The organism is Paenibacillus uliginis N3/975, assembly GCF_900177425.1.
Lineage (GTDB): Bacteria > Bacillota > Bacilli > Paenibacillales > Paenibacillaceae > Paenibacillus_AQ > Paenibacillus_AQ uliginis.
The window spans coordinates 3,782,981-3,809,710 of sequence record NZ_LT840184.1 but is presented as its reverse complement, the minus strand read 5'-3'; the positions used below and the strand labels follow the sequence as shown (position 1 = coordinate 3,809,710).

The window sequence follows — 26,730 nt, the reverse complement described above, 5'->3', positions numbered from 1 at the left end:
GGAGAATGATGGCTGAACAGCACCAAAGTATTGTGTGGCAGCACGCCGACTCTGACATGGCAGCCGGCAGTGCTAAAGTGATTCGTACGCTCAATGATCATGGGTATGAGGCGTATTGGGTCGGAGGCTGCGTTCGGGATGAGTATATGGGTCGGAAGGTAAGCGACATGGATATTACAACCTCAGCTCTCCCCGAGATGACAAGCGCGCTATTCCCCCGGGTAGTGCCTACCGGAATAAAACACGGAACGGTTACCGTTATTGAGAAGGGACAGTCCTTCGAGGTGACAACCTATCGTATTGAAGGTGGTTATGAAGACCATCGCCGACCTACCCAGGTTTTTTTTGTAAGTGAGGTAGAAGAGGATTTAAAGCGGCGGGATTTTACCATGAATGCGATGGCTCTTGGAATCGACGGGATATGGGTTGATCCGTTTGGCGGAAGAAAAGATATTGATCTGCGGATAATCCGCTGTGTCGGCGACGCGAGAGTTCGTTTTCGTGAAGATGCTTTGCGGATGATTCGCTGTATCCGTTTTGCGTCTGTTTTTGGTTTCTCCATAGCGAAGGATACCTGGAAGGGAATCTTGGCAGACCGGGAAACATTATCATGGATCGCGATGGAACGTATCCGCAGCGAGCTGGATAAAATGATGTCAGGGCCGAACCCTTTAAGGGGACTGGAACTGATCAAGCAAAGCGGCCTATATGCTTCAATGAAGGTTCCTTTTCCTTTTGAAAAGCATGATCCGAAAATAATAGGCGCCATCCCTGAAGTTCAATCCTCCGACCTGGATATTCGTTGGGCGCTGCTCATTCACGGATGCGGAATCTTGGTTGATGAGGCGGACAAGCTGTTGCGAGAGTGGACCTTTTCTAATAGACGGAGGGAAACGATTCTTGGATTGCTTAAATTTCAGGAGCGCTGGTTTAATGATTTTAGAGGTATTGAACCGGATTCGGACCGTCTGTTATGGATAAACCTGGTACTTGAGCTTGGTACAGAAATCGCCGAACAATGGCTCTGTATGCAGGAGGCAGTGCAAAGAGCCGGGCAACAGATCAACGCAGATGTATCTGTTGAACAAGCCTACCATTGGCTGAATACGATGAACGTTAGAAGTCTGAAGGATCTGCAAGTAACGGGTAGTGAGCTTCTGCAAGCATTAGAGCGTCGCGGTGGTCCGTGGATGGGGAAGGTGCTGCAGCTGCTGCTTGTAAAGACAGCTGCCGGTTTTCTTCCCAATGACAAAGACAATTTGATTGAAGAAGCAAAGCGGGTGATGAACCATGAAGAAGAATGAGACGCCTATGCTGCTGGATATATTTCTGGAGCAGTCCGGACAATTTCTGTCCGGTGAGGAAATCAGCAGGCGCTTAAACATTAGCCGGACAGCTGTGTGGAAACAGATTAATAAGCTTCGAAGTGCTGGTTATGAATTTGAGGCGTTGCCGCGTCTGGGATATCGAATGACAGAGAAGCCGGAACCACTTGATCCGGCTGTGTTGTCAGCATGTTTGACCAACCGTTCATTTGGTCATCAGATCGAAGTTCTACGGTCAACTACGTCTACTCAAGAAGATGCTCGCCGACTGGCCGAGGAGGGTGCGCCTGAGGGAACGCTGGTCATTGCTGAGGAGCAGACCGGTGGACGAGGACGAATGGGGAAAAAGTTTTATTCGCCATTTGGCAAAGGAATATGGATGAGCTTGATCCTGCGTCCGACTCAGCCTTTGCATCTGACACAGCAATTGACGCTGCTGACAGGTGTTGCTGTCCGTAGAGCGATCCTGAAGACAACAGGTATAGAAGCCGGGATCAAGTGGCCGAATGACCTGCTCATCGACGGCAAGAAGGTATGCGGTATTCTTCTGGAATCTGCTAATGAGGATGAGTTTGTCAGATATTGTATCGCAGGAATAGGCATTAGCGTAAATCTCAAAGAAGAGGATTACCCGGATGAGTTGAAGAGTATTGCGACGTCGCTTCGTATGGCCTCTGGTCACAATATTAACCGAAATGAATTGATCTGTTCGATCCTGAATGAAATAGAGTCTCTATACGGACTATATAACGAGCAAGGCTTTGAGCCCATTGCATCGCTGTGGGAAGCATCTTCCGTTACGATGAACCGTGAAGTCTGCGTCCAATCTCCAAGGGGCGTAATCAACGGTACGGCTGCTGGTTTACACCCTTCTGGAGCATTGCTTGTAAGAAATGAGGACGGGGAGCTAACTCCTGTTTTTTCAGGTGATATTACGCTGCAGCGGTAAAAGAAAACAAGGTGAAAAAAATAAAAAGATTTGTTATACTGTGTTCAGAGGCGGTATCTTCTACGGGAAGAACTGCACTCTGGGGACAGAATTGAACTTTAAGGAACACCTTCTTAACTGCTTTTGCCGGTTACGTTGGATTCTGCTCTGAGCCGAAAGGACCGAGACAGAAGGGACGATCGCGAGTGACTCTTTTTTGCCTTTCGGACTTTTTAGCGTACTTTTGCTAAAAGGTTTTTTTGTTGTGTTATACACTAAGTGAAAGGGGCTTGTGTCACATGCCAGGCAAACAACCATTAAACATTGTTAAAATGAAAAAAATGAAAAGTGAGGGCGTACCAATCAGTATGCTGACTGCATACGATTACCCTTCCGCTCAGCTCGCTGAAGAAGCTGGAGTTGATATGATTTTGGTCGGTGATTCCTTAGGTAATGTCGTCTTGGGATTTAACTCAACCATTCCCGTTACGATCGATGATATGGTGTATCACACTCGTGCGGTTGCACGCGGAGCAGAGGATACGTTTATCGTTGCGGATCTGCCGTTTATGACCTATCATGGCAGTCTGGATGAGACACTTCGAAATGTTCGCCGATTAATGCAAGAGGGCCACGCCCATGCGGTTAAGATGGAAGGCGGTGCCGAGATTGCTGATACTGTCAAGCGAATCGTACAGGCTGGCGTACCTGTCCTAGGACATATTGGACTTACTCCGCAGTCAGTAAACCAAATTGGGGGATATCGAGTTCAAGGCAAGGACACTGCTGATGCCGAACGACTGATGAATGATGCCAAGGCGCTGGAAGCTGCTGGAGCTTTTGCCGTAGTGCTTGAGCTGGTAACTGAGGAAGCGACTGCTGATATTAGTAAGGCGTTGTCCATTCCAACGATAGGTATCGGAGCAGGCCGTTATTGTGACGGTCAAGTGCTTGTATATCATGATGTGCTTAAATATACTTCTACCTATAGAGAAAAAAGATTTGTCAAAACATATGCAGATGTCGGCACGCTGATTCGTGAAGGCATTTCTCAATATGTAAAGGAAGTGAAGGAGCGCTCTTTTCCTGCTGAGGAGCATGTTTTTTCAGCTCAGGGTACGCATAAGCCCTCCTCATCCCTTTATGGAAACGAAAAAGAAAAGGTGACTTCAAGATGAAAGTAATTCGGACGATTGAAGAGCTGCGTGCAGAAATTGGACATCGCCGCAGCACGGTTTCAGGCCCTGTGGGGCTTGTTCCGACCATGGGATTTCTCCACGAGGGCCATGGCAGTCTGATGCAGAGAGCTCGTGAAATGACGGGTACCGTTGTGCTGAGTATTTTTGTAAACCCAATTCAGTTTGGGCCAGGTGAAGACTTTGAAACTTACCCAAGAGATGAGAAGAGAGACCTCGCTGTCGCTGAATCTAAAGGGGTAGACATCGTCTTTATACCGGAGGTACAAGAAATGTACCCTCAACCGATAAAAACGAAAGTGGCGGTATCTGAGCTGACTTCTCTCTTGTGTGGGGCATCTCGTCCTGGACATTTTGATGGTGTGACAACCGTCGTGAATAAACTCTTTAATATCGTGAAACCTGATTTTGCCTTTTTCGGGATGAAGGATGCACAGCAGGTTGCCGTACTTGAACAGATGGTCCGTGACTTGAATATGGACGTCACCATCGTACCGTGCCCGATAGTCCGGGAGGAGGATGGCCTCGCCCTCAGTTCCCGCAACGTGTATCTAAATGCAGAAGAAAGGGAACAGGCGTTGGTGTTATCCAGATCACTGAATGTAGCTTTGGAACAACTGGAGAACGGAGTCACAGCTACTGCTGGTGAGGTACGCAGATTGCTCACGGAGGTTATCTCCGGGGCGCCGATGGCGAAGATCGATTATGCTGAGGTACTTACATTTCCTGAACTGATGCCGATTGATAATGAAGCAAGGCTTGCCGAAACAGGTAATGACTGTATACTGGCGCTTGCTGTTCGTTTTGGTAAGACACGCTTAATCGATAATGCACTATTCCAAACGAAAGAGGGTAATCCTCATGTTTAGAACAATGATGAAGTCTAAAATTCACCGTGCAACCGTAACTGAAGCCAATCTTAATTATGTTGGCAGCATTACCATTGACGAGGATTTAATGGAAGCCGCTGATCTGCTTGAGAATGAAAAAGTACAGATTGTGAACAATAATAACGGTGAGCGTCTTGAAACGTATGTCATTACAGGCCAGCGCGGAAGTGGTGTGATCTGCCTGAACGGTGCGGCTGCACGACTGGTTCAACCAGGTGACAATGTCATTATTATTTCTTATGCGATGATGTCTAAAGAGGAATATGAGAATCATAAACCGACAGTTGTTATTGTAGACGGCGGCAACAAGCCGATTATAACCGAGCACCGTGAGATTCATGCAACGATTCGATAAAGTCATTCACTCCAAAATGTAACGCTTGTTTCGGGAATGAAAACATCAGCTTTAACAAAAAATGAACTCAGGTCGACGCACTGATCTCATTTTTTCACTAAGGGTGGGATGCACTCCATGTTTCAACATGTATTCGACGAAATGAACGACATGTTAGATGAAATTGTGAAGCATTACCCTTCTGCACATGGTCCCAAGAAACAGGCGCTGATTCATAACTGGAATATGTTGAAGAGTATGAGTGAAGGTATCATTGATGAATGGCTTCGGTTTGAAGAGAAGATGGCTATTTTCCGTGAGAGTGCAGCTTCATCACCGGTTTTTCCGCCGACCGAATCACCGGAAATGCAGCTGGATGCTTTCATACGCGGCCAAGGATACTACAAACTCCTTATGTTCAGACCTGCTCTGGCCCAATTTACGGTTGCTGCTGCCATATATCCGGAAAGCTTGCTGATTCGGCTCTATACGGCCATGGCTCATCTGCATTTGGGTGAGACGGTGGAGGCTTCAGGTTATCTGCTATCGATTCTCCCGCTGGCGGACGACAAGAGATTACAGGCCATGATTTATAACGCTCTAGGTTGCATACAGGTCATTAACGGGCGGACAGACAAAGCTCGGGATTATTTCACGCTTGCGATACAGAGTGACCCGACTCTTCCCGATCCGCTGATTAATCTGGAGGTTTGCCACAAGAACCGCGGGGAACTGCAGTATGGGAGTCAATTGATTTCGTTGTTATGAATATCAGTCTGTAGAAGCGATGCCCGCTCGAAGCGCCGAGTCTGTGGCATCGCCTTTTTTATGTCCATAATGTTCAAACGGCGTTACATCTGTTATGCTGTTATTTAGACTGGAATGAAAGGGATTTATACGAACATGAAATTTGCCGTATTGGATTTTGAAACTACGGGCAACCAGTCAGCCGATGAAATCATTCAAGTGGGGCTGGCCATCATTGATGAAGATCGCAGCATTTCCCGAGTGTACGGCTCTTATGTCAATCCCGGGATTCCGATTCCACCGTTTATTACAGGTTTGACAGGTATTTCGGATCAAGATGTAGCTGAAGCACCCTCCCTTGAAGAGATGATGATGGAACTGGTACCTATGCTCGATGATGTTGTACTTGTGGGGCATAATGTAGCCTTTGATTTTAATTTTTTGCAAAATGCACTCGACCGTTGTGGTTATTTACCTTTCAGCGGGCGGATACTCGATACGATACATTTTTTGAAAATATGCTTTCCTTCACTGACATCGTATCAGCTGGGGATGGTGTCGTCCTATTTCGGCCTGGAGCATGACCGCCCACACCAAGCGGACAGCGATGCGCTTGCTACCGCCTATGCGCTGCTGAAATGTCTGGAAGAGCTTGATCAACTTCCGCTGCTTACGATACAGCGTTTGAGCGATCTTTTTGCGGTTGAGGACAGTGATTTGAGTTGGTTCTTCGATGGAATGCGGGCTGATAAGGAAAATCAGGCGATTCAGGATCCGGACAACTACACGTATTTTCGTCAATTTGCTCTGGCGATCGAGGACTGGACCGATATGACACCTGCACGAGATGAAGAAGAGGTTAATCCGCTAGCCGAGCTATCCTTTGAACAGTATATGAGCCAGGTACGTAATAATTTACGTGAGACACTTCCTCAATATGAAAGTCGGGATGCCCAGGACATTATGTTCGAAGAGGTCATGAATGCACTAGAGGATGACAAGCATCTCCTGATTGAGGCTGGGACCGGTACAGGGAAATCACTTGGATATTTGCTTCCTTCCATATACCAAAGTGTGAAACAGGAACAGAAGGTAATGGTCAGCACGCATACAATCAACCTTCAGGAACAGCTTCGTGAACGGGATATCCCGCTACTCACTAAGGTAGTCCCGTTTCCATTTAAGGCCGCCGTCTTCAAAGGGAGACAGCATTATTTGTGTTTGAGAAAATTTGAACATAAAATAAATAGAAGAGATTTCAACACACCTAAAGAGGATATCATCATTGCAGCCCAAATGATCATATGGCTGACACAGACAGAAACCGGGGATGATGAGGAACTGAACCTTGGTGGACGCGGTGGGGACTTCTGGGAAACGGTATCTAGCGATTCCGATTCTTGCTTGGGACGGGCTTGCCCATGGTTCCGAAAGTGTTTCTACCACCGTGCGAAGCATGAAGCGGGTATTGCGGATGTGGTTATTACGAACCATTCCAAATTGTTTACCGATGTAAAAGCGAATCATCAGCTGTTGCCGTCGTATGAGCGGTTGGTCATTGATGAGGCTCATCACTTGGAAGATGTGGCGGGGAAGCATCTCGGGCTCCATATGAAGTATTTTACGGTGGTACACACCCTTACACGTCTCTACAAGGACAGCCGCAATGGACAGTTGCCAGCACTCCGTCAACTGCTTCAAACGTCGGCGCACGAAAAGGCGGGGGAATGGACGGTAGTCATTGACCGGCTATACCCTGATCTAATTACTGTCAAGGAGAGCTGGGATCGGCTCAGTGACCTTCTGTTCGGACTTCTTCCTGAACGCGGAGATGCTTCTGCGGGGGATGCAGGACAATTTACGCTCCGACTGTCACCATCCAAGAAGCCAAAAGACTGGGAAAGTTTGACGGAGTTAGAGAATCAGATTCACGTCACCTTGGGAGATGTCGTTCGCAAAGGAGACATGCTAACATCTGAGGTTCGGGAAGAACTGAATGATTATGGAGCAGACAGTTTGATTACGGATATTAACGGCCTCTTTAAGGACTTGGCTGCGCACCGGGAGAATCTGAAATTTTTCATGACTCTGAACGATGAAGGCGTGGTTTACTGGATGGAGGCGAACGGTAATTTTCGCAGTAAATCGCTGCAGATGTTTGCCGTGCCAGTTGATGTGAGCGGGCAGTTGAAAGAGCTGTTCTTCGATAAAAAAAGAAGTATCATTCTCACTTCTGCAACTCTATCTATAGATAAATCGTTTCAGTATATGATCGATAATCTTGGGCTGCAGGATGCTTCAGATCAGGGGCAGCTGAATACCGTGCAGCTTCCGTCACCGTTTAATTACCGTGAGCAAGCACTGTTATTAATTCCAAGGGATTTCCCAAGCGTTAAGGGGACCATGGGAGATCAGAACTTTGTGAGTACACTCGTTCAATCACTTGCAGATGCCGCTAAGGCAACTCATGGACGAATGCTGGTACTGTTTACCTCGTACCGTATGCTGCGCCAGGTGTATGATCCGCTCAAGGAAGTTCTGTCATCCAGTGATATATCCGTACTCGGACAAGGGATGGATGGATCAAGCCGAACCAAGCTGATTCGAAGGTTTCAGGACAGCAGCGCATCGGTGCTGCTTGGGACAAGCTCATTCTGGGAAGGGGTCGATATTCCGGGAGAGGCGCTGACATGCCTGGCTATCGTAAGGCTACCGTTTCAACCGCCCAACCATCCCCTTGTCGAAGCGAAGAGCGAGTTACTGCAGCAGCAGAAGAAAAATCCGTTCATGAAACTATCCGTACCTCAAGCGGTTATTCGCTTTAAGCAGGGTTTCGGGCGTCTTGTGCGAACAGCTCAAGACAAGGGTATTGTGATTGTTTATGATACCCGTGTGATTGAATCTTATTACGGAAAATACTTTTTATATTCACTGCCTGGCCCGAAAATGGAACATATGCGGACAGAGCAGATGGTTCCCCGCATTGCGGAATGGCTTCACGGGGACGAGGCGATACAATAAGAATTTAAGTTATTTATTTTGAGTTTATCATTAGGGGGAGCATGCATGAAATCGGATAAAATTTCGGAGGCCGTGGTTCGCAGACTGCCCGTATATTTACGCTATCTGAACGAACTTCATCTTCGTGAGGTTGCAACGGTGTCCTCACAGGAGCTTGGACAGAAGCTCGACCTAAATCCGGCGCAAATCCGCAAGGATCTTGCCTATTTTGGAGATTTTGGCAGAAAAGGGATAGGTTATGACGTCTCTTATTTGATCGAGAAAATCCGTCATATTCTTAAACTGGACCAGCAGATTAATGTAGTGCTTGTGGGTGCTGGTAATCTTGGACACGCCCTTTCCAATTACAACGCTTTTTTGAAAGATAATATGAAGATTGTAGCTATATTCGATGCATATACTCCCAAAGTCGGCACTAAAATCAACAATTTAGTCGTTCAATCGATGGAAGAATTGACGGCGACTATTAAGGAGTTCGGAATCCGGATCGGGATTATTACCGTTCCTGATGTCGAAGCACAAGATGTGGCGGATAAACTGATCTCATCCGGTATTGAAGCGATTCTGAATTTTGCGCCAACGATCTTGAAAGCTCCTCCGCACATCCGGATTCATACAGCTGACTTCACGACGGATTTGCAGAGTCTGGCTTATTATTTGGATAACGGAAAGGAAGATGCCGATCATGACGAAGCGTAAATGGATGATTAAAAACGGAACCTTTGCTGTACTTCAGAACGAAAAGCCGGTTCTGCGCGGATATATGGTCATCGAAGACGATCTCATTACCTATATCGGTGAAGAACAACCGAAGGTTGAGGAAAATATGGAGATTATCGACGGCACACATCTGTTTTTCATGCCTGGTCTTATGAATACGCATGGTCATACGGCTATGTCGCTTCTTCGTGGATACGGGGATGATCTGGCACTTCAGGTATGGCTGCAGGAGAAAATGTGGCCGATGGAAGCGAAGTTTACAGCTGATGATGTATATTGGGGTACCTCGTTGTCTGTGATCGAAATGCTGAAAGGCGGCACGACGACCTTCCTCGATATGTATGATCATATGGATCAGGTAGCAGCCGTGACTGAGCAGTCCGGTATGCGGGGGGTACTTACTCGCGGTGTAATCGGTTTGTGTCCTCCAGATGTTCAGAATCACAAGCTGAAGGAGGCTACAGCATTTGCGAAGGACTGGCACGGTAAAGCTGATGGACGTATCACAACGATGATTTCGCCTCATGCGCCTTACACATGTCCTCCGGATTACATCGAAAAGTTTGTGCAGACTGCTTACGATCTGGATTTGCCAATTCACACCCATATGTCAGAAACAGTAACTGAAGTCGAACAGAATGTTCGGGATTACGGGTTGCGGCCAGTAGCTCATCTTCAAAAACTTGGCGTCTTCTCACGCCCGGCGCTTGTTGCGCATGCAGTTCATTTAACGGATGAAGAGATTGAGATTTTGGCGACTCATAAGGTAGCGGTATCCCACAATCCGGGAAGCAACCTGAAGCTGGCAAGCGGTGTCGCCCGGGTACCGGAACTGCTTAAAGCAGGAGTTACCGTATCACTGGGTACGGATGGTCCTGCGAGCAACAACAATTTGGATATGTTTGAGGAAATGAGACTCGCTGCTCTTATTCATAAGGGTGTCAGTGGCGATCCAACAGCAGTCCCTGCTGTTGAATCACTTCGTATGGGAACAGAATATGGAGCGAAATCATTATTCTTAGACGGTGTTGGGACGCTGGCTCCCGGAATGAAAGCGGACTTTATCGCGTTAAATACCGATCAGGCACATTTTCTGCCACATACGGACTTTATCTCGCATGCGGTTTATTCAGCGAGTGCCAAGGACGTGGAGCATGTGTGGGTAGATGGTAAGCAGGTCGTCAAAAACGGAATTTGCCTTACATTGGATGAAGAAAAGATTCGCCGTGAAGCCCAAAGTGCGTTCGAGCGGCTGTTGACCCTTTAGGGAATAACAAGGGAGCGAGGAACGCAGATTGAAGAAAAAAACGAAGTGGATACTTCTCAGCATTTCCGGTTTTCTGCTCATATTGCTGTTTATTCAGATTTATTATTCAAATGTAATGTCTGGTAAATGGTCGGAAGAGAACGCGGCTATCAAGGCTGCTCAGCAATATGGCGGTTTGATGAAGAAAGACAAAACTTATAAATCGGTATGGGATAAAGAGAGCATTTACTGGGTCGTTACCGGTAAGGATACGGAAAACCAGGATATCATCGTATGGGTGAAGTTTACGGAAGAGAATAAACCACTGGATGGAGCCGAAGCTGTACACAGCGAACCTCTGAGCGGTGGTATATCGGAAGCTCAAATGCGTAATCAGATCAAGAGTGACCTGCCTGGTTCGGTAATCGAAAGACTTGTTCTAGGTATGTATGAAGGAGAATACGCATGGCATCTGTTATACCATCTAAACAATGAGACGAAATACCGGTTTTATCGGTTTCAGGATGGAAGTCAGATCGGTGAAGACATTATTCTACCCAATCAATAACAAAATTTAACACTCCATCAATAGGCGGAGTGTTAAATGACAAGATTATGTGTAAGCGTTTACAAAAAATCTTGATAAAATAGTTTTAAATATTTTCACAGACTCGAATGAAAAAAGTATATAAGATGTGATATACTCATATTTGTATTAACGAGGCGGATTCGTGTGTATAGATATATGTATTATTGATGTATCAAACGTGATACATCAATAATATACATCATATAACAAGGAGGAAATACATTGAAACTACGCATTGTTCCTGTCGTTCTGACGGTTGTTATATCGGCATCGGTGCTTTTTGGCGGTTGGTTTCTGTATCGGCAAATGGCTCTTCAGAATCCACTGGCCAATGTGGTATCACAGTATGATGGAGTGAACAACTCTCAAATAGATATTAAACAGGATACAGTCACTTTGAAACTTGATTTAGAACCAGAAACGAATTTACGGGGTCTGGTCGAACATATAAACAAGGAAGGTAAGTCGGTTGTCGGTAAACGTACATTGAAGCTTGAGGTGGAAGATCACTCGTCCGAGCGACTGAACCAATGGTGGGATGAGGCTATGTTATCAGTAGCCGAAGCGATGGATAACAAGCAGTACACCGATATACAGTCATCTTTGGATGAACTGGCAAAAAACTCACCTACTTTGAAAGCAAACGCTCAAATTGATGACCAGAACGTATATGTAAGTTTATCCGACGGCAAGTCAGGTAAGTTCATAATTCTACCACGCCAACCCGGCAAAATGGAGGTGTGGAATCATGCCTAAGTGGTCCAAGGAAGTATTGATTGGCTTCATCCCTGTGCTGTTCGTATTCCTTGCATTCATTGGCATTAATGTTGTTCCAATCCTCATTGCAGCCATGCTTGTAGGAGCTCTTCTCTTTATTGCCAAGATGAAGGGCGGGATAGCTGTAGGTGCAGGTGGTGAACGTAAACGGAAAAAGGGTAACATGGCAAAGCTGACCTTTGAAGAAATCGGAGGGCAGGATAACGCGAAGCAGGAGCTGCGTGAGGCGCTTGATTTTCTAATCCGTCATGAAGAGATCAAAAAATTCGGAATTCGCCCATTGAAAGGCATTTTGCTGACAGGGCCTCCGGGAACAGGTAAGACACTGATGGCTAAGGCGGCAGCACATTACACAAACTCGGTATTTGTTGCTGCATCGGGCAGTGAATTTGTTGAAATGTATGTAGGTGTCGGTGCTGGCCGTATCAGGGACCTGTTTAAAGATGCCCGCACCCGCGCAGCCAAAGAAAACAAGCAGAGCGCGATTATTTTTATCGATGAGATTGATGTGATCGGCGGCAAGCGTGAAGGCGGGCAGCAGCGGGAGTATGATCAGACATTGAACCAGTTGTTAACTGAAATGGACGGTATCTTTACGACGGATGCACCGCGTATTCTTGTTATAGCAGCAACGAACCGGAAAGAGATGCTTGATAGCGCACTTCTTCGCCCTGGACGGTTTGACCGCCATATTCAAGTTGATCTTCCGGACAAAAAAGGACGCGCACACATCTTAAATCTGCATGCGGGTAATAAACCGCTAGATGCGGACGTTGATTTGGAAAAAATCGCGGAGGAATCATATGGTTTTTCAGGTGCCCAGCTTGAAAGTGTCATGAATGAAGCCGCCATTTACACCATGCGTGAAAATGAGGAATTTATCTCTCAGCGGCACTTGTCTATGGCAATCGATAAGGTAATGATGGGTGAGCGTTCTGACCGTGAGTCCAATATCGAGGAGAAAAAGAGAGTGGCGATTCACGAGCTTGGACATGCTATTATGGCTGAGCGTGTTCGTCCAGGAAGTGTGAAGCAGGTTGCTCTCAGTCCGCGGGGGAAAGCGCTCGGTTATGTCCGCCACAACCCTCAGCAGGAGCAATATCTGTACACCAAATCGTTCCTGGAAGAGCAGATCATGATTGCTCTTGGAGGGGCAGCGGCCGAAGAAATTTATTACGGCGGACGCAGTACAGGCTCCAGTAATGACTTTGAGCAGTCTCTCAATATTGTTGAAACAATGATGAAGTCAGGTTTGACATCTTTGGGTATTATTAACATGAATATGGTAACAACTGAAGAACTGATGAGAGAGAATAATCTGATTTTGGAAGACTTGATGAACCGAACGAAACATTTGTTAGAACAAAGTCGTGCTATATTCGATAACTCTCTTGATATCCTGATGAGAGAGGAAATATTATCAGGAGAGCAATTCAGATGTCAATTTAGTGAAAATGCCCTTTTACCAGCATAAATTGTTATGCTGGTTATTTTTTTTTACTTTTTCGTCGTGCTAAGATATTATTATACTTTGTGCCTTTCTAAATGTATTTTTCGACAAAGACGGGTACAATAGAGTATAGAGATAAGGAAAGGGTGGAGCACAACTATGTACTTCAAAAAAATCGGCGTTGTTGGCGGCGGGACGATGGGACAAGGCATTGCCGAAATGCTGGCAGCCAAAGGACTCGACGTTATGCTGGTAGAGAAAACCCCCGAGAAACTGGAATATTCATACGGAATGATTGAGACAAGTCTCGACAAGCAGCTCGAGAGATGGGGTATTACGAAAGCGGAGAAGAAACTTATTCTAGGCCGTATTCAAAAAGTAACTCATTTTGCTGAACTAAGTGCCTGCGATATGGTGATAGAGACAATTACGGAGGACTTGGAAGCCAAGAAGCAGGTGTTCGCGCAGCTTGACCAAGTATGTCCTAGCAATATTATATTAGCAAGTAACACCTCCTCGCTTAGCTTGACGGAGCTTGCAAGTTCCACGATGTACCCTGAGCGGGTTATTGGTATGCACTTTATTCATCCAGTTTCAAAAGTTGATCTGGTAGAAATTATCCGTGGTCTGAAAACTTCTGACAACACATTCAATGAGACAAAGCGTTTTGTAGAGGAAATTTCGGATAAAAAAGGAATCATGGTTTACGAATCTCCAGGTTTTGTATCAAGTCGTATGATTTGTCTTATGATCAACGAAGCGCTGCACCTCCTTCAAGAGGGTGTTGCTTCCGCAGAGGATATCGACGATGCAATGAGAATCGGATACAGCTTCCAGTATGGCCCGCTTGAAATGGCTGACCGTTTCGGACTTGATTCTGTATTGGCAGCTTTGGAGCGTATGTTCCGTGAATTTGGCGAGCTTAAATACCGTCCATCCATCGTGTTGAAAAAGATGGTTCGTGCTGGTCATCTCGGCGTGAAGACGGAAGAAGGCTTTTTCAAGTACGACAAGGATGGTGACCGGATATGAATATTCTCGTAATCAACGCGGGTAGTTCCTCGCTTAAATATCAGTTATATAACATGACGGATGAATCCGTTTTGGCAAAAGGTCTTGTAGAACGTATTGGTATGGATTCCTCCATACTGACTCACAAACCGACTGGCAAGCAGGAAGTGACGGAAGTGAGTGAAATTCTGGAGCACACAACGGCAATCCGGAAAGTACTTGGTATGCTGACTCATAAGGAGCACGGTGTCATTTCTTCGATTGAAGAAATTCAAGCAGTAGGCCACCGTGTCGTTCATGGCGGTGAATACTTCAAAGAGTCGGCGCTTGTTGACGGTCCGGCTAAAGCGGAAATCCGTCGTCTGTTCGATCTTGCACCGCTTCATAACCCTGCATCCATGATGGGTATCAAAGCGGCTGAATTGAATATGCCGGGTGTTCCTCAGGTTGTCGTATTTGATACGGCATTCCATCAGACCATGCCGGAAAAATCTTATCTGTACGCTATTCCAAGAGTTCTTTATAATAAATATAAAGTCCGCCGTTACGGCGCTCACGGAACGTCCCATGAATACGTGAGTCAAACCGCTGCCGAATTCCTGAACCGTCCGATTGAAGATCTGAAAATCATCACTTGCCATATTGGTAACGGTGCTTCCATTACTGCAGTACAGGACGGCAACTCTATGGATACGTCGATGGGGATGACGCCGCTGGAAGGTCTGATGATGGGTACACGGAGCGGAGATTTGGATCCTGCCATCGTGCCTTACGTGATGAATAAGGAAGAACTGACAGTTAACGAAGTGAATTCGATGCTGAACAAGCACAGCGGACTGCTTGCGATTTCCGGTATCAGCAGTGACATGCGGGAAATTACGGATGGTATGGAGAAGGGCGAGCCTAACTCTACACTCGCATTTGAGATGTATGAATACCGTGTACGCAAATATATCGGATCATACGCGGCAGCTATGAACGGAGTAGACGTTATTGTATTCACAGCCGGTGTCGGTGAAAATTCCGTGGTACTGCGCCAGAAAATATTGGAGCAGCTGACTTTCCTCGGTGTGGAGCTGGATGAGGAATTAAACAAGGTGCGCTCCGGAGATCCGCGCCGTATTTCCACGAAGAATTCCAAAGTGGAAGTGCTCGTTATCCCAACCAACGAGGAATTGGTTATCGCACGAGATACTCACCGCATCGTGCAAGCGGCAAACAGTAAAGAGTAGTTAAGGGAGAGATTAATGCATGACCACGAAATGTGTGATTCGTCAAGTTAGCCAGCACGTCGGGGAGACGGTAACCATTGGCGGCTGGATTAACAACAAACGTTCCAGCGGGAAAATTCAGTTTCTTCAGCTTCGCGACGGGACAGGCTATATTCAGGGCGTCGTGGTAAAAAGCGAAGTACCTGAGCAGGTATGGGATGATGCAAAGAGTCTGACGCAAGAAAGTTCTTTGTATGTAACGGGTATTATCCGTGAAGAGCCCCGTAGCCAATCCGGTTATGAAATGACGGTTACAGGTGTTGAAATCATCCATCTGACTGAAAATTATCCGATTACACCCAAAGAGCATGGTGTCGATTATTTGATGGATCACCGCCATTTATGGCTACGTACGCAGAAACAGCGTGCTATTATGGTCATTCGTGCGGAAATTATCCGGGCGATTCAGGATTTCTTCGACATGAACGGATTCACGCTGGTTGATCCGCCGATCCTAACACCGACGTCTGCGGAAGGGACAACGAACCTTTTCCATACGAAATATTTCGAGGAGGACGCCTACCTGACCCAAAGCGGACAGCTTTACATGGAGGCTGCTGCTATGGCGCTCGGTAAGGTTTACTCTTTTGGACCGACCTTCCGTGCAGAAAAATCCAAAACCCGTCGTCACCTGATCGAGTTCTGGATGATTGAGCCGGAAATGGCGTTTACGGATCACGAGGAAAGTCTTCGTGTTCAAGAACAGTTCATTAGCCATGTTGTACAATCTGTCGTGAAGAACTGCCGTCAGGAGCTGGAAGCGGTGGGACGCGATATTTCCAAGCTGGAGGCTATCCAGGCGCCGTTCCCGCGCATTACGTATGATGAGGCGATTGAATTCTTGCAATCCGAGGGCCATGATATCCCTTGGGGCGAAGATTTTGGTGCACCACATGAGACGGCCATCGCAGAGAAATACGAAAAACCTGTGTTTATTACACATTATCCTGCCAGCATTAAGGCATTTTACATGAAGCCGGATCCGAATCGTTCGGAAGTGGTTCTATGTGCTGACATGATCGCACCTGAAGGCTATGGTGAGATTATTGGTGGCTCGCAGCGTATCGATGATCCACAGCTTCTTGAAGAACGCTTTAAAGAGCATAGTCTGTCCATGGATACGTATCAGTGGTACATGGATCTCCGTAAATACGGAACGGTTCCTCATTCCGGCTTCGGTCTTGGACTGGAGCGTACGGTGGCTTGGATCTGCGGTCTGGATCATGTACGTGAAACCATTCCATTCCCTCGTACATTGTACCGGTTGTATCCGTAAGTGGTGAGAAAACCGATGAATCAAGCGAACGGTACCGGAGATTTTGTGTCCTGGGCAGCCGGTGCATCTGCAGGTATGAACCAGGGGATGACTGTAATCCCGTATGCACTGCTTCGATATTACCGTACGATCGGCTTGAACAGTAGTGAATGCATGCTGCTGATCCATTTGCTCGGATTCCAGCAGGTGGAGCACAAAGGTTTCCCTTCTCTTGAAGAGCTGCAACAGGTGACAGGGGCTACGACTGAAATGATAGCCATGATCTTGCAGAAGCTGATGAAAGAAGGACTGCTTGGTATTGACGAGCATGTCGACGAAGAACGGGGAATACAGTACGAACGTTATAACCTGAGTGGGTTATACGCGAAGCTCGGTCATTGCCTTGCCGAAGAGAGCAAAGGGGAGTCAGAAGGAGCGAAAGCTGCCGACAATTCCCGTAAAGGAAATAATTCAGCGAGCTTGGACACCTTCCGTTTCAACAAGCCTGCTGCTTCCAAGACTACTCCAGTGGAGGAAGAGCGAAATCTTTTTAGCATTTTTGAAAAAGAATTCGGCAGGCCGCTATCCCCAATGGAGCTGGAAACGATCTCCGGTTGGGTAGATCAGGACCGCTATCCTGATGAACTTATCCTGTTGGCTCTGAAAGAGGCTGTGTTTGCGGGGAAGGTGCACTTCCGATACATTGACCGTATTCTGCTGGAATGGAGCAGAAACCGGGTACGTACCGCGCAGGATGCCAAAGCGTATACACAGAAATTCAGGAATATTGGCAGATAATTCAAGGGGGTGTCCCAAAAGGTCTATTGACCTGGGACGCCCCCTCTGTTGTGAAGAGAAAATAAAGTTATAGACTGACAATTAATTAGACTATTATAAATAGTGGATACTATGTTCAATTCATGAGCATATATCCACTATATTTATATATGATAGATTCATTATTTAGACGTCGAAGTTACTGTTTACAATGTATATAATGTAAAGATTAAATGCAACATATGATTCTATTTGTGGAGGGCGTAGCCCATAGCGGGAGGCGTAGAGAGGTTAAAAACCGAGCGTAATCAATTAATGTTGGAAGGTGAAGTCGATGCGAGTACAAGAAGTTATCCTAAAGGATAACAACAAACGTTACATGTTGATAGATGGAAATGGTTTACCTGTGATCCCTGTTTTGAAATACCTAAAATACTTAGACAATACGGGAAAAAGTAGAAATACGCAGAAAACGTATTGTTATGCGTTAAAGCAGTATTTTGCGTACTTAAAAGAGACGAATAAAGATCACAATAATATTCGATTAGAAGACTTGGTGGAATTCGTTGGTTGGTTGCGCAGCCCTTTTGAAAGCAACAAGATAACTCCACTTAAACCGATTCAAACAAAGAGGACAGAAAAGACCATTAATCTAACAGTAACAGCTGTTACAAACTTTTATGATTATTTGTATCGAAATAAAGAGCTTACCGATGATATGTCCGAGAAGTTAATGCGGCAGGTATTTACTGGAGGAAGATCACGATATAAAAGCTTTCTGCATCACGTCCATAAGGACAAACCGTCTATAAGAAATATATTAAAAATTAAAGAGCCACGCAAAAATGTTGAGACACTTTCAAAAGAACAAGTGCAGCAAGTGCTAAACGCAACAACAAACATCAGAGATCAGTTTCTCATCCAAGTGTTATTTGAAACAGGTTTGCGAATTGGTGAAGTCCTCTCACTCTATTTGGAAGATTTTAAGTTTGATTACAGAGGCCATCGGATTTTTCTAAAGGATCGAGGGGAATTAGAAAACGGAGCCATGCTCAAAACAGGTGAGCGCGGAATATATGTGTCCCAAGCGTTAATGGACTTGTTTGATGACTACTTATATGAAGTCCTTGATGAGTTGGACTTTCGTTCCAATTTCATTTTTGTAATTCTTCGAGGTGAAAATAAAGGTAAGCCCCTGACACTTACCGCTGTAGAAGCTCTTTTTAAGCGTTTAAGGGAGAAAACAGGAATTCGCAAACTTTCACCCCCACCTTTTTAGACACACACATGCTACGATGTATTACCAAGAAACCAAAGCATAAAGCAAGTGCAGGAACGTTTAGGACATTCGCAGATTCAAACCACGATGAATCTATACCTACATCTTTCAGAAGATGACATTCGTAAGGATTGGGAGAAAGCACAGACAGCATTTCAGATCAATATAAAGGATTCAAGGTGATTGAATATGAAAAAAATCATTCTACGTACATACCGTGAGGAATTAAGCTTTCATGAGAGATTAGAGCAAGAACTTTCTGCTTATCCTGAGAAGACCATTCATACTGATGGTTCTATAAACGTGAAGCATGTAAATAATCCTTATTTCCTGGTCAATGATAATGGAATGTTGATTTTATCGGAGATATCAAACAGTTTAAAAAGCTGGCGGAGAATTATAATCACTCAACTCAAAATATCCATATTCGAATCAAAAGCTCTACGGTTAATTTAGAAGCAAAATACTTTTGGTATCACGAGCTATTTTATGCTGAGAAAGCTCTCGTCACTATTTTTGTGGCACAATGCTGGAGCGTATTTACAAAATTCCTAAATGAAAAGTACCCTACTCTATTTTCCCTGCTTGACTTAGGTATTGATAAAGTAGAGCGTGAATGGCTATTTTGGTTGCATGAACAGAAATATAAGACACAAGAGATTCAAAAACATGCATTTCGTGCCGAAGTTACACGAAAAACACATTTGGCGGGCTATTTGCGATTGTTTCTTTCAAAGTTCGTGCAATTAACAGACACCCGTGAAGAATGGGAAAAAGATCGCTGGGATGTAAGGATACTGCATGATAAATATGGGATTCACTATAACAAGAGTAATTCTGCTCACTATCTTGATTTCACGAAGATCGAAAGTTTTAATATGCGTCTTCAGATTAAAAAATACATTAAACTACGTCTATTGAGTAAACACAACTTTACTTGGGCTTCAGCAATAGCTTATATGAGTTTTTTACCAAATTTTCTTTCTTGTGTGTCTTCAATGGAACCAAATTGGAACGATTTAAGAGGCTTAAAACGCACTCACATGGAAACATATATTCAATGGTTACACGAGTATGCCAAGGGAAGTATAAAGCACAGAAATACACATCCTGAACGTTATATAAACAAAGGAGTTCTAGTTGTCGGCAAGTTTCTGGAGGATCTTCACCGTTACGAATATGACATCGCTCCTGAAACTCCTGTACAAAGGCTCCTTTTTCCAGAGGATAAGCCCAAGCTTCGAAAAAAATCTATTGACCAAATTGACTACATTCCAGATTATGTTTTAGAGCAATTATTCACCCATATTAATTACTTACCTAAAGAGATAACTCCTATCATATGGGTTGCCTTTAAAACAGGGCTGCGCGTTTCCGATGTGTTAGGCTTAACTTCGGACTGCTTAGTAAAACTAAACGGCAAATACTCCATTGTAACGGATATTGAAAAGACTTATGTTCAAGGTCATCGAATTCCCATTGACGAAAAGTTGGCGGATATTCTTGCAGTTCTCATTCAACATTCAAAAGAAAAAAGCAATCAAGATAATAATCCAGAAGGATTAATTTTTGTTCGTTATCGTGGTGCTCGCAAAGGAAGGCCATTCAACCAGCATTGGCTTCTGAGACAATTAAATGAACTGGCTATGAAAAAGAATATCACCGATGAAAATGGGAATGTATTTCACTTTAAAACCCATCAGTTTAGACATACTTATGCAGTTAAGATGCTAAATGGTGGAGCGGACATTCTGACTGTCCAAGAGTTGTTAGCCCATGCTTCTCCTGAAATGACCTTGCGGTATGCAAAGTTGTTGGACGATACGAAAAGAAAGGCTTTTGAAACTGTAATCACTCAAGGTGTTTTTAGCTTTGACCTTAATGGTGATGTGCAAGAAATTAAAGTGGGAGAAGACATTCCTGCAGAGATCTTAAATGCGTTATGGCAAGACCATAAGTTGAATGCAATGGATAACCCTTATGGGACATGCCACGCTCGTTTAAAAGGTGAATGCCCTCACATGGAAGCACCACCTTGCTTAACGTGTAATGGAGGAAGCCCATGTAAAGATTTAGCCATAGGCTTCTCTGAATTGGATGTACAGAAATATGAACTGCATATTAAAACCACATCAAAGGCTATTGAGGCAGCAAAACAACATGGTCGTGAAGATATGGCTGAGAAGAATGAGAAAAATCTACTACGTTATCAGGGGATTCTAACTAACCTTCAAGAAGGCAATATCATTTTCGGTAGACAAGACCGTACAAAAAGAAAGGTGAGTGCTGGAAATGGCTAATTACGACCGTACAGCTCATCTGAAGAGAATCCATGCCCAACGGAAGGCGAGTACCCTAAAGAAGGTAGATCAGGCGATTAAACGCCTCTTACGAGCCAACAAGAGCATCAATTTCAATAGCGTATCAGAAGAATCGGGTGTATCGAAAGCGAGTTTATATAACCATTCAGATATCCGCGAGAGGATCGAATCCTTACGCCGTCAACAATCACAAGCACCTACTCCAAAGCAAATAAAGCGTGAGATGAATGATGCGAATAAGGATATACTCATCGAAACGTTAAAACGCAAAATCAAAGCACTGGAGAACGAGAACAAAGAAATACGAGAAGAAATGAAAAAGGCTTATGCTCAGATTTACGAAAAATTTTAGTTGCACTTTATTGAGCTAACGGGCAGGATAGTTTGAGATCATTTGCGGTGAACCCTACCATAAGTAACGGCGAAAAATAGGGAGTGTGCTGACACTCCCTTTGTGCTAACATTGTTTGTTATCAAATGTCTACTTCACAATATACCAATAAGGCGAACGAACAAAATGCTTATTTTCGGAGCGAGGCATTATATCGGTGAGTGTATACAAACCATGTAATGCTTGCTGTTAATAATGCCGACGAAATCAAAGCTGTAAGAACACTATATGTTTGCCAAATAAGTATCGTTGACCAATCTAATGCACAGCACATTATACACAGGGCAATCGTAGCAATCAGCAAAATAGCTGTTACGATTATTCGCTTTTTTGTCATTGGCTGCCGCTCATTCGTTTTCCTTCTGCGTAATCCTAAGAGAAAGAACAGAACGGCCAATAGGCAAAGAATAATTGTGGTAGACGATAAAATGATGTCCAAAAGCTGTGTGCCGCTTATTTCATATGACTGCGTTAGATTGCCGTCTAATATATCTTTAACTTTTAGTACCATGCTTCTATTGATATTTGCGCCGTTGGTCAGCAAGCAGACGGCTGTTCGTTCATTTGGCAGTATGGCCACTTCGGTTCCGAAATTGGGATTGCCCCCTGGGTGCTCTATAATCGTTTGGTTGGCGTTTACCGACCAGCCCGCCGCATAATACATTTCGTTGACAGCCGGAACAGACATATCACCCTGATGTGATTTTTCGATAACCGTATGGAATATTTCGGGTATGTCCTGCACAATACCCATCTGTATGCCCATCCAACGCGCCATATCTTTTGTACAAGAAATGATGTAGCCTGCGGGTTTATTCCCGGAATAATCCGGCGCGTTATATGGAGTTGTCATAAAAAAGGAAGAACGGTAGCCCTGTGCCAACTGTCCGGTGGCTTGAGCATCTTCTTTATAAACATACGTCTGGTGAAGACCTAACGGCTGAAATACCTGTTCCCTCATAAAGTCTTCATAGCTTTGTCCCGACACAATCTCAATAACCAAACCCAATACGTCATAATTAACGGTTCCATAGTTATACTGTTCACCGGGAGGGAACGCCAACTCAGCATCTACCAGCATTTCCACAGTCTTTTGCAGCAAATCTGGCGTATTGCCTTGTGGAATATTTTGAGTATGCCTAGCATTTGTTAGGCCGCTAGTATGGTGAAGAAAGTTATTGAGTGTAAGGCTTTGCATATCAACAGGTTTCCCTTGATACTTTAACGTAAACCAAGGTAAATATTTTTGGACAGTGTCAGTCATTGACAGCAGCCCTTGCTCTTCCAACAGCAGAATACCCATGCCGGTAAAAGCTTTACTGACCGAGGCCAACTCATATAGTGTATTTTCACTTGCAGACAACCCACTTTCACGGTCTGCATACCCGGAAGAAAAGTAGAACACTTCATCATCAGCAAGTATTGAGATTGACATTCCCGGCACACCTGATATACGACAGGCATCATCCAGCAACGCTTGTATTGCCGCAGATTGCGTATCTGACAACGACGCATAACTTTGTGTTGCGAATCCTGAGAATAATATAAGTATCGTTAATACAAAAACAATAGTCTTTTTCATAAACTCTCCATTTCGAAAAAATTATGCGAGGATAATATAAACAACCCGTAGTACGCCTTATCCGCCAAATGTGTCATTTCAATAAATTTAATACTAGATGTTCAATGATCAGATTACTATTGTAAACTTCACACTCTTATGGATAAGGGTCAATTGTCTGAAAGTATTCTCAACGTTCTCATCAAAGGTTAACTGGATCTCTTCAATCTGTTTCGTTACAAAATCCTATTTATTTATAATATTATACAAACAATCTTTAATCCTCAACATATATACCTTGTTCATTAATTTATTATCCATCATCTAATCGATACATTCATTAGTATTGCTAAACTTTGGTGCGATTTTGCAGAAAAAAACGCAGGTTGGCCATTAGAATTGACCGGTAATTAATTAAGCTAACGGGACACAAGAGCTTAATACACACGAAAAACGGAAGCCTTCGTAAATGGCTGCCGTTTTATCAACTAACGGGCAGGATTGTTCTAATATTTGGTATTATATTATTGAGTAATTAACGAATCTTTCCAAGCAATTGGCGGGTATGCTAAAAAGGAGGAAATAAATTGTTAAATAGAATTAGCTTATTCGCTCTTTCATTTATTTTATTATTTTTAACTGTCGCTTGTAGTCAGGAAACAAGCATAGACATAGGCGATACACTCGGAAAATCCGAGGAGTATTTTAGGAAACTTGAGGGAATAGATACTACAGCAGCTGCATTTGATGGTAAAAACGACGAAAAATTCAGGCTTATGGTTGATGGACATCCTACAGAAGATGAAGCTTCTATTTTATTCAATCACATATTGGACGTTATTGCTAAGTATTCAAATCGTTCAGATGTTTGGGATTATTATAATGGGTATTTTGATATAAAGAATTATGACCATGGTGTCATTTACGAAGGTACAAAGCTAATTGGTGAAGATTTAAAAGTGCAGTCTAAGTAAAATTTTATTCCACTAACGGGACACGTTAGTTAAACATAAAGGGTTCCACATATTAGTCATGCATAATATGTAGAACCCTATATTTTATTTGATTTCCTTAAGTTTAGGTCTTGATAATTTTCATTAAAGTATTAGACTCAGAAAATATAGTTGTAGACTAAGCCAAGGTACTTTTGACTTAATCGCCATGTTCCACTGCAGCTTCTTCGTAATAATGGTGCTTAACGGCACTGTCCGACGGATCGTTCAGCAGCAAGCCTGGGCGTCACGGACAGCTTGTTTTGAAAGTTCAACATATATAGCTAGGAATCCCAGTCACGATAGTGACCTTGTCCCTGTATGAGTAGGAGTGTCAAAAAGTATGATACCTATGAAGACACCCTCAAAGACGTTAACGAATACATTCGCTATTACAACTACCGCTATACAGAGTGTTTGTGTGGCTTGCCACCTAACGAATACCGACGAGCTTCATAATGAAAAAACCTCAGCTGGGTTAACCGAGCTGAGGTTAATAAATTAACTTTTTTTGTTTTTTTCACTTTCTACTTGGCAGGGAGCACTTCATCTTTAGTTGCTACCACTGTTGGAGTCTTTTGATTCCGTTGACTTTCGCATCAGGTGCTTCGAATACCCCTCTAATTGGGACTAGAGTCGCACCTTACTTAACAATTGCGGGTTGACTGTAGTTTTGATCCTTACCGTTAATAATAACGGTAGCTTCTTCATAGTAAGGTCTCGCTTATGCTTTAATAACTTCAACCTTTTTATCCCCTGCTGTCTTCGCTACCTCTAACGTTGTTTTACCTTGGGCAGCGCCTATCACGCCAGTAGCCAGCATAGAGACGATTAAAGCTGCGCTGAGGGCTGTGAAAATTTTCTTTCTATTGCGATTGACCATAACCATACCTCCGATATCTATTATGTAATAAGCGGCTCAAGACTATGACGAGCCGAGGGTAACTACATGACTGTGAAAAGGAGATAGTCCAACCTAAATTTACATGGTGTCCATCACCCAACACTATGTTCCGTTAATCAATATCAGTTATTACTTAGACTTCACTAATTAATTCCAATATTTCACTTTTTTTGTTGGGTAATCCATCTGGTGATTGTATTATAACGTACTGACAATGATTGTAAAAGGATTTTTTCCTTGTGTTCAAATAAAAAAAAGTATTAGACTCGGAAAATAAAGTTGTAGACTAAACAAAGGCACCTTTGACTTCATAGTCATATTCCACTGCAACTGCTCAACACTCCTAGTGTAGATTTAAAATAAAGATTGATCATTTGTAATAAAGTCCGATAATTTGTAAAAAGGAATGATACAATTGCATTGACAAGATGGATTATGACAATTCAACAAACGGGCCATTTTGCGGAACAAGGATTAGAAATCACAGGGGAAAAAGAGTTAGCATTGGTGAATATTTTGTGTACCCTATTTTGAGAATAATGGAAATGATATTTGGAATGTTTTAGGCCATGTGTGAAAGTGGCTTGTCTTAGGAGAGGAGATAAAAAAATGATTGAATTACGAAAAATAACCGGGGATAACATAGATGAAGTAATAGCACTTGAAGTTGGAGAAAACCAGAAAGACTTTATAGAAACTACTAACCTCAGAAGCTTTGCAGACGCTCATATGTTGAACGCAGACGGGATACCAGCGACTCCCATTGCCATTTATGCCGATGGAGTTGCGGTCGGATTTTTGATGTATATTTATGATACGTTGGATCATGAATCATTTGAAAATGAAGTTTTTTACGGGAAGAAGAGCTATTTTATATGGCATATTATGATTGAAAAGAGTTATCAGGGGAAAGGATATGGCAAACTTGCCTTTGAAAAAATGTTGATGGATATTGAAAATATGCCATATGGGGAAGCAGAATATGTAGCCCTCTTTTATCGAACAAGTAATGTCAAAGCTAAAACATTATACGCTTCATTTGGTTTTGTAGATACAGGCATCATTCAGGATAATTCGATGTTGGCGATTAAAAATCTAGATGAGAAAATAACAGAATCCATAGTAGAATAGGATCTCTCGGAAAGAAATGTAAGCTATCAACGTCTCGACCCATAATAAACACAAATATCCAGAAGAAAAAACCGATTTTGTTAACTCTGTCTTAGCAAAAATATAATATTTATACCGCAATCGGGCGCGATTGTTTTAGAATTACTAGGTAGAAAATGATCAAACTTTATTATGAAAATCGCATAGTATTTCACAAAGAATTAACCCGCTTTGATCAATCATTTTTCAAAACGAGTTCTTATCATTTAACTTAAAATATGGATTTTGGGGATATTTTAGATCAAACTTTATTCCAAACCAACACCTAGTGCTTGAGGGCACTGTCCGGTGGAACGATCGGCAGCATGCCGGTGCGCCGTGATCAGTTTGCGTAGTCTAATACTTTATTTTTCAATTCCAACTTACTATAGTTCTCATTTTTCCCCTCAGTCTAATACTTATTTTTCATAAACTGACGATTTTTCAACTTAAAAATGCCGCTACAGCAACAACTCCAGTCTAACACTTTATTTTGATCTAACATCTGTCTGTTATGAGACGCTACGTGTACGAATCGCTCATCGAACCGCTCTTGGTCCCGAATTTCTCGAATTGTTTTTTAACTGAAGAAATTC

At 43.6% G+C, this 26,730-nt stretch carries 22 protein-coding genes and 2 pseudogenes; 22 read left to right on the top strand and 2 right to left on the bottom strand.

Annotated elements, in window-relative coordinates; genetic code table 11:
- Positions 1-5: 5 nt before the first annotated feature.
- From B9N86_RS17970 to B9N86_RS17880, 19 genes and pseudogenes are all read left to right on the top strand, one after another.
- Complete coding sequence (locus tag B9N86_RS17970) at positions 6-1,304, top strand: CCA tRNA nucleotidyltransferase (protein WP_342192783.1); 1,299 nt, start codon at positions 6-8, stop codon at positions 1,302-1,304.
- Complete coding sequence (locus B9N86_RS17965) at positions 1,291-2,274, top strand: biotin--[acetyl-CoA-carboxylase] ligase (RefSeq protein ID WP_208914518.1); 984 nt, start codon at positions 1,291-1,293, stop codon at positions 2,272-2,274. The genes B9N86_RS17970 and B9N86_RS17965 overlap by 14 nt, the downstream gene beginning before the upstream one ends.
- 278 nt (positions 2,275-2,552) lie before the next feature.
- Positions 2,553-3,431 (top strand): 3-methyl-2-oxobutanoate hydroxymethyltransferase, encoded by an 879-nt coding sequence (panB, locus tag B9N86_RS17960; RefSeq protein WP_208914517.1) that lies wholly within the window; start codon positions 2,553-2,555, stop codon positions 3,429-3,431.
- The gene (gene panC, locus B9N86_RS17955; protein ID WP_208914516.1) at positions 3,428-4,318 is read left to right on the top strand and encodes a pantoate--beta-alanine ligase; all 891 of its coding nucleotides are present in this window, start codon (positions 3,428-3,430) and stop codon (positions 4,316-4,318) included. Before panB ends, panC begins: the two co-directional genes overlap by 4 nt.
- Positions 4,311-4,694: an aspartate 1-decarboxylase gene (gene panD, locus B9N86_RS17950; RefSeq protein WP_208914515.1), complete on the top strand. Its 384-nt coding sequence runs from the start codon at positions 4,311-4,313 to the stop codon at positions 4,692-4,694. Before panC ends, panD begins: the two co-directional genes overlap by 8 nt.
- 117 nt (positions 4,695-4,811) lie before the next feature.
- Complete coding sequence (locus B9N86_RS17945; protein ID WP_208914514.1) at positions 4,812-5,441, top strand: tetratricopeptide repeat protein; 630 nt, start codon at positions 4,812-4,814, stop codon at positions 5,439-5,441.
- Positions 5,442-5,576: 135 nt separating this feature from the next.
- Complete coding sequence (dinG, locus tag B9N86_RS17940) at positions 5,577-8,441, top strand: ATP-dependent DNA helicase DinG (RefSeq protein WP_208914513.1); 2,865 nt, start codon at positions 5,577-5,579, stop codon at positions 8,439-8,441.
- 45 nt (positions 8,442-8,486) lie between these two features.
- On the top strand, positions 8,487-9,140 hold the full coding sequence (locus B9N86_RS17935; RefSeq protein ID WP_208914512.1) for a redox-sensing transcriptional repressor Rex: 654 nt from the start codon (positions 8,487-8,489) through the stop codon (positions 9,138-9,140).
- Complete coding sequence (locus tag B9N86_RS17930) at positions 9,127-10,428, top strand: amidohydrolase (RefSeq protein ID WP_208914511.1); 1,302 nt, start codon at positions 9,127-9,129, stop codon at positions 10,426-10,428. The genes B9N86_RS17935 and B9N86_RS17930 overlap by 14 nt, the downstream gene beginning before the upstream one ends.
- Before the next feature lie 28 nt (positions 10,429-10,456).
- Positions 10,457-10,975: a cell wall elongation regulator TseB-like domain-containing protein gene (locus B9N86_RS17925; protein ID WP_208914510.1), complete on the top strand. Its 519-nt coding sequence runs from the start codon at positions 10,457-10,459 to the stop codon at positions 10,973-10,975.
- A 243-nt stretch (positions 10,976-11,218) separates the two neighbouring features.
- Complete coding sequence (locus B9N86_RS17920) at positions 11,219-11,752, top strand: hypothetical protein (protein WP_208914509.1); 534 nt, start codon at positions 11,219-11,221, stop codon at positions 11,750-11,752.
- Positions 11,745-13,247, top strand: coding sequence for an AAA family ATPase (locus B9N86_RS17915; protein ID WP_208914508.1), 1,503 nt, complete (start codon positions 11,745-11,747; stop codon positions 13,245-13,247). Before B9N86_RS17920 ends, B9N86_RS17915 begins: the two co-directional genes overlap by 8 nt.
- A gap of 135 nt (positions 13,248-13,382) precedes the next feature.
- Complete coding sequence (locus tag B9N86_RS17910) at positions 13,383-14,255, top strand: 3-hydroxyacyl-CoA dehydrogenase family protein (RefSeq protein ID WP_208914507.1); 873 nt, start codon at positions 13,383-13,385, stop codon at positions 14,253-14,255.
- A complete protein-coding gene (locus B9N86_RS17905) occupies positions 14,252-15,466 on the top strand; it encodes an acetate/propionate family kinase (RefSeq protein WP_208914506.1) in 1,215 nt (404 codons plus the stop codon). The genes B9N86_RS17910 and B9N86_RS17905 overlap by 4 nt, the downstream gene beginning before the upstream one ends.
- Positions 15,467-15,485: 19 nt before the next feature.
- A complete protein-coding gene (gene asnS, locus B9N86_RS17900; RefSeq protein WP_208914505.1) occupies positions 15,486-16,781 on the top strand; it encodes an asparagine--tRNA ligase in 1,296 nt (431 codons plus the stop codon).
- A 15-nt stretch (positions 16,782-16,796) separates the two neighbouring features.
- On the top strand, positions 16,797-17,558 hold the full coding sequence (locus B9N86_RS17895) for a DnaD domain-containing protein (RefSeq protein WP_208914504.1): 762 nt from the start codon (positions 16,797-16,799) through the stop codon (positions 17,556-17,558).
- A 313-nt stretch (positions 17,559-17,871) separates the two neighbouring features.
- Positions 17,872-18,999, top strand: a pseudogene (locus tag B9N86_RS17890) (tyrosine-type recombinase/integrase).
- Between the two features lie 6 nt (positions 19,000-19,005).
- A pseudogene (locus B9N86_RS17885) lies at positions 19,006-21,116 on the top strand (tyrosine-type recombinase/integrase).
- A complete protein-coding gene (locus B9N86_RS17880) occupies positions 21,109-21,489 on the top strand; it encodes a DUF6262 family protein (protein WP_208914503.1) in 381 nt (126 codons plus the stop codon). The pseudogene B9N86_RS17885 and the gene B9N86_RS17880 overlap by 8 nt, the downstream one beginning before the upstream one ends.
- Before the next feature lie 169 nt (positions 21,490-21,658).
- On the opposite strand, the gene B9N86_RS17875 is transcribed toward B9N86_RS17880, so the two are convergent.
- A complete protein-coding gene (locus B9N86_RS17875) occupies positions 21,659-23,110 on the bottom strand; it encodes a serine hydrolase domain-containing protein (RefSeq protein WP_208914502.1) in 1,452 nt (483 codons plus the stop codon).
- Positions 23,111-23,676: 566 nt separating this feature from the next.
- On the opposite strand from B9N86_RS17875, the gene B9N86_RS17870 reads away from it, so the two are divergent.
- Entirely contained in the window at positions 23,677-24,063 is a 387-nt protein-coding gene (locus tag B9N86_RS17870) for an IolE/MocC family protein (RefSeq protein WP_208914501.1), read from the top strand.
- A gap of 339 nt (positions 24,064-24,402) precedes the next feature.
- Positions 24,403-24,540 carry an IS3 family transposase gene (locus tag B9N86_RS31020; RefSeq protein ID WP_208914500.1) on the top strand — a complete coding sequence of 46 codons (138 nt, stop codon included), beginning with the start codon at positions 24,403-24,405 and terminating at the stop codon, positions 24,538-24,540.
- 265 nt (positions 24,541-24,805) lie between these two features.
- Here the strand turns inward: B9N86_RS31020 and B9N86_RS17860 are convergent, their stop codons facing one another.
- Positions 24,806-24,964: a hypothetical protein gene (locus B9N86_RS17860; protein ID WP_208914065.1), complete on the bottom strand. Its 159-nt coding sequence runs from the start codon at positions 24,962-24,964 to the stop codon at positions 24,806-24,808.
- A gap of 630 nt (positions 24,965-25,594) precedes the next feature.
- Here B9N86_RS17860 and B9N86_RS17855 point away from each other — a divergent pair.
- Positions 25,595-26,116 (top strand): GNAT family N-acetyltransferase, encoded by a 522-nt coding sequence (locus tag B9N86_RS17855; protein WP_208914499.1) that lies wholly within the window; start codon positions 25,595-25,597, stop codon positions 26,114-26,116.
- Positions 26,117-26,730: the final 614 nt, after the last annotated feature.

Excerpts from the sequence above, each read along its gene's own strand:
- B9N86_RS17970 (WP_342192783.1), top strand. The coding sequence starts at position 6 with ATGATGGCTGAACAGCACCAAAGTATTGTGTGGCAGCACGCCGACTCT.
- B9N86_RS17965 (WP_208914518.1), top strand. The coding sequence starts at position 1,291 with ATGAAGAAGAATGAGACGCCTATGCTGCTGGATATATTTCTGGAGCAG.
- panB (WP_208914517.1), top strand. The coding sequence starts at position 2,553 with ATGCCAGGCAAACAACCATTAAACATTGTTAAAATGAAAAAAATGAAA.
- panC (WP_208914516.1), top strand. The coding sequence starts at position 3,428 with ATGAAAGTAATTCGGACGATTGAAGAGCTGCGTGCAGAAATTGGACAT.
- panD (WP_208914515.1), top strand. The coding sequence starts at position 4,311 with ATGTTTAGAACAATGATGAAGTCTAAAATTCACCGTGCAACCGTAACT.
- B9N86_RS17945 (WP_208914514.1), top strand. The coding sequence starts at position 4,812 with ATGTTTCAACATGTATTCGACGAAATGAACGACATGTTAGATGAAATT.
- dinG (WP_208914513.1), top strand. The coding sequence starts at position 5,577 with ATGAAATTTGCCGTATTGGATTTTGAAACTACGGGCAACCAGTCAGCC.
- B9N86_RS17935 (WP_208914512.1), top strand. The coding sequence starts at position 8,487 with ATGAAATCGGATAAAATTTCGGAGGCCGTGGTTCGCAGACTGCCCGTA.
- B9N86_RS17930 (WP_208914511.1), top strand. The coding sequence starts at position 9,127 with ATGACGAAGCGTAAATGGATGATTAAAAACGGAACCTTTGCTGTACTT.
- B9N86_RS17915 (WP_208914508.1), top strand. The coding sequence starts at position 11,745 with ATGCCTAAGTGGTCCAAGGAAGTATTGATTGGCTTCATCCCTGTGCTG.
- B9N86_RS17910 (WP_208914507.1), top strand. The coding sequence starts at position 13,383 with ATGTACTTCAAAAAAATCGGCGTTGTTGGCGGCGGGACGATGGGACAA.
- B9N86_RS17905 (WP_208914506.1), top strand. The coding sequence starts at position 14,252 with ATGAATATTCTCGTAATCAACGCGGGTAGTTCCTCGCTTAAATATCAG.
- asnS (WP_208914505.1), top strand. The coding sequence starts at position 15,486 with ATGACCACGAAATGTGTGATTCGTCAAGTTAGCCAGCACGTCGGGGAG.
- B9N86_RS17895 (WP_208914504.1), top strand. The coding sequence starts at position 16,797 with ATGAATCAAGCGAACGGTACCGGAGATTTTGTGTCCTGGGCAGCCGGT.
- B9N86_RS17880 (WP_208914503.1), top strand. The coding sequence starts at position 21,109 with ATGGCTAATTACGACCGTACAGCTCATCTGAAGAGAATCCATGCCCAA.
- B9N86_RS17875 (WP_208914502.1), bottom strand. The coding sequence starts at position 23,110 with ATGAAAAAGACTATTGTTTTTGTATTAACGATACTTATATTATTCTCA.
- B9N86_RS31020 (WP_208914500.1), top strand. The coding sequence starts at position 24,403 with ATGAGTAGGAGTGTCAAAAAGTATGATACCTATGAAGACACCCTCAAA.
- B9N86_RS17860 (WP_208914065.1), bottom strand. The coding sequence starts at position 24,964 with ATGGTCAATCGCAATAGAAAGAAAATTTTCACAGCCCTCAGCGCAGCT.
- B9N86_RS17855 (WP_208914499.1), top strand. The coding sequence starts at position 25,595 with ATGATTGAATTACGAAAAATAACCGGGGATAACATAGATGAAGTAATA.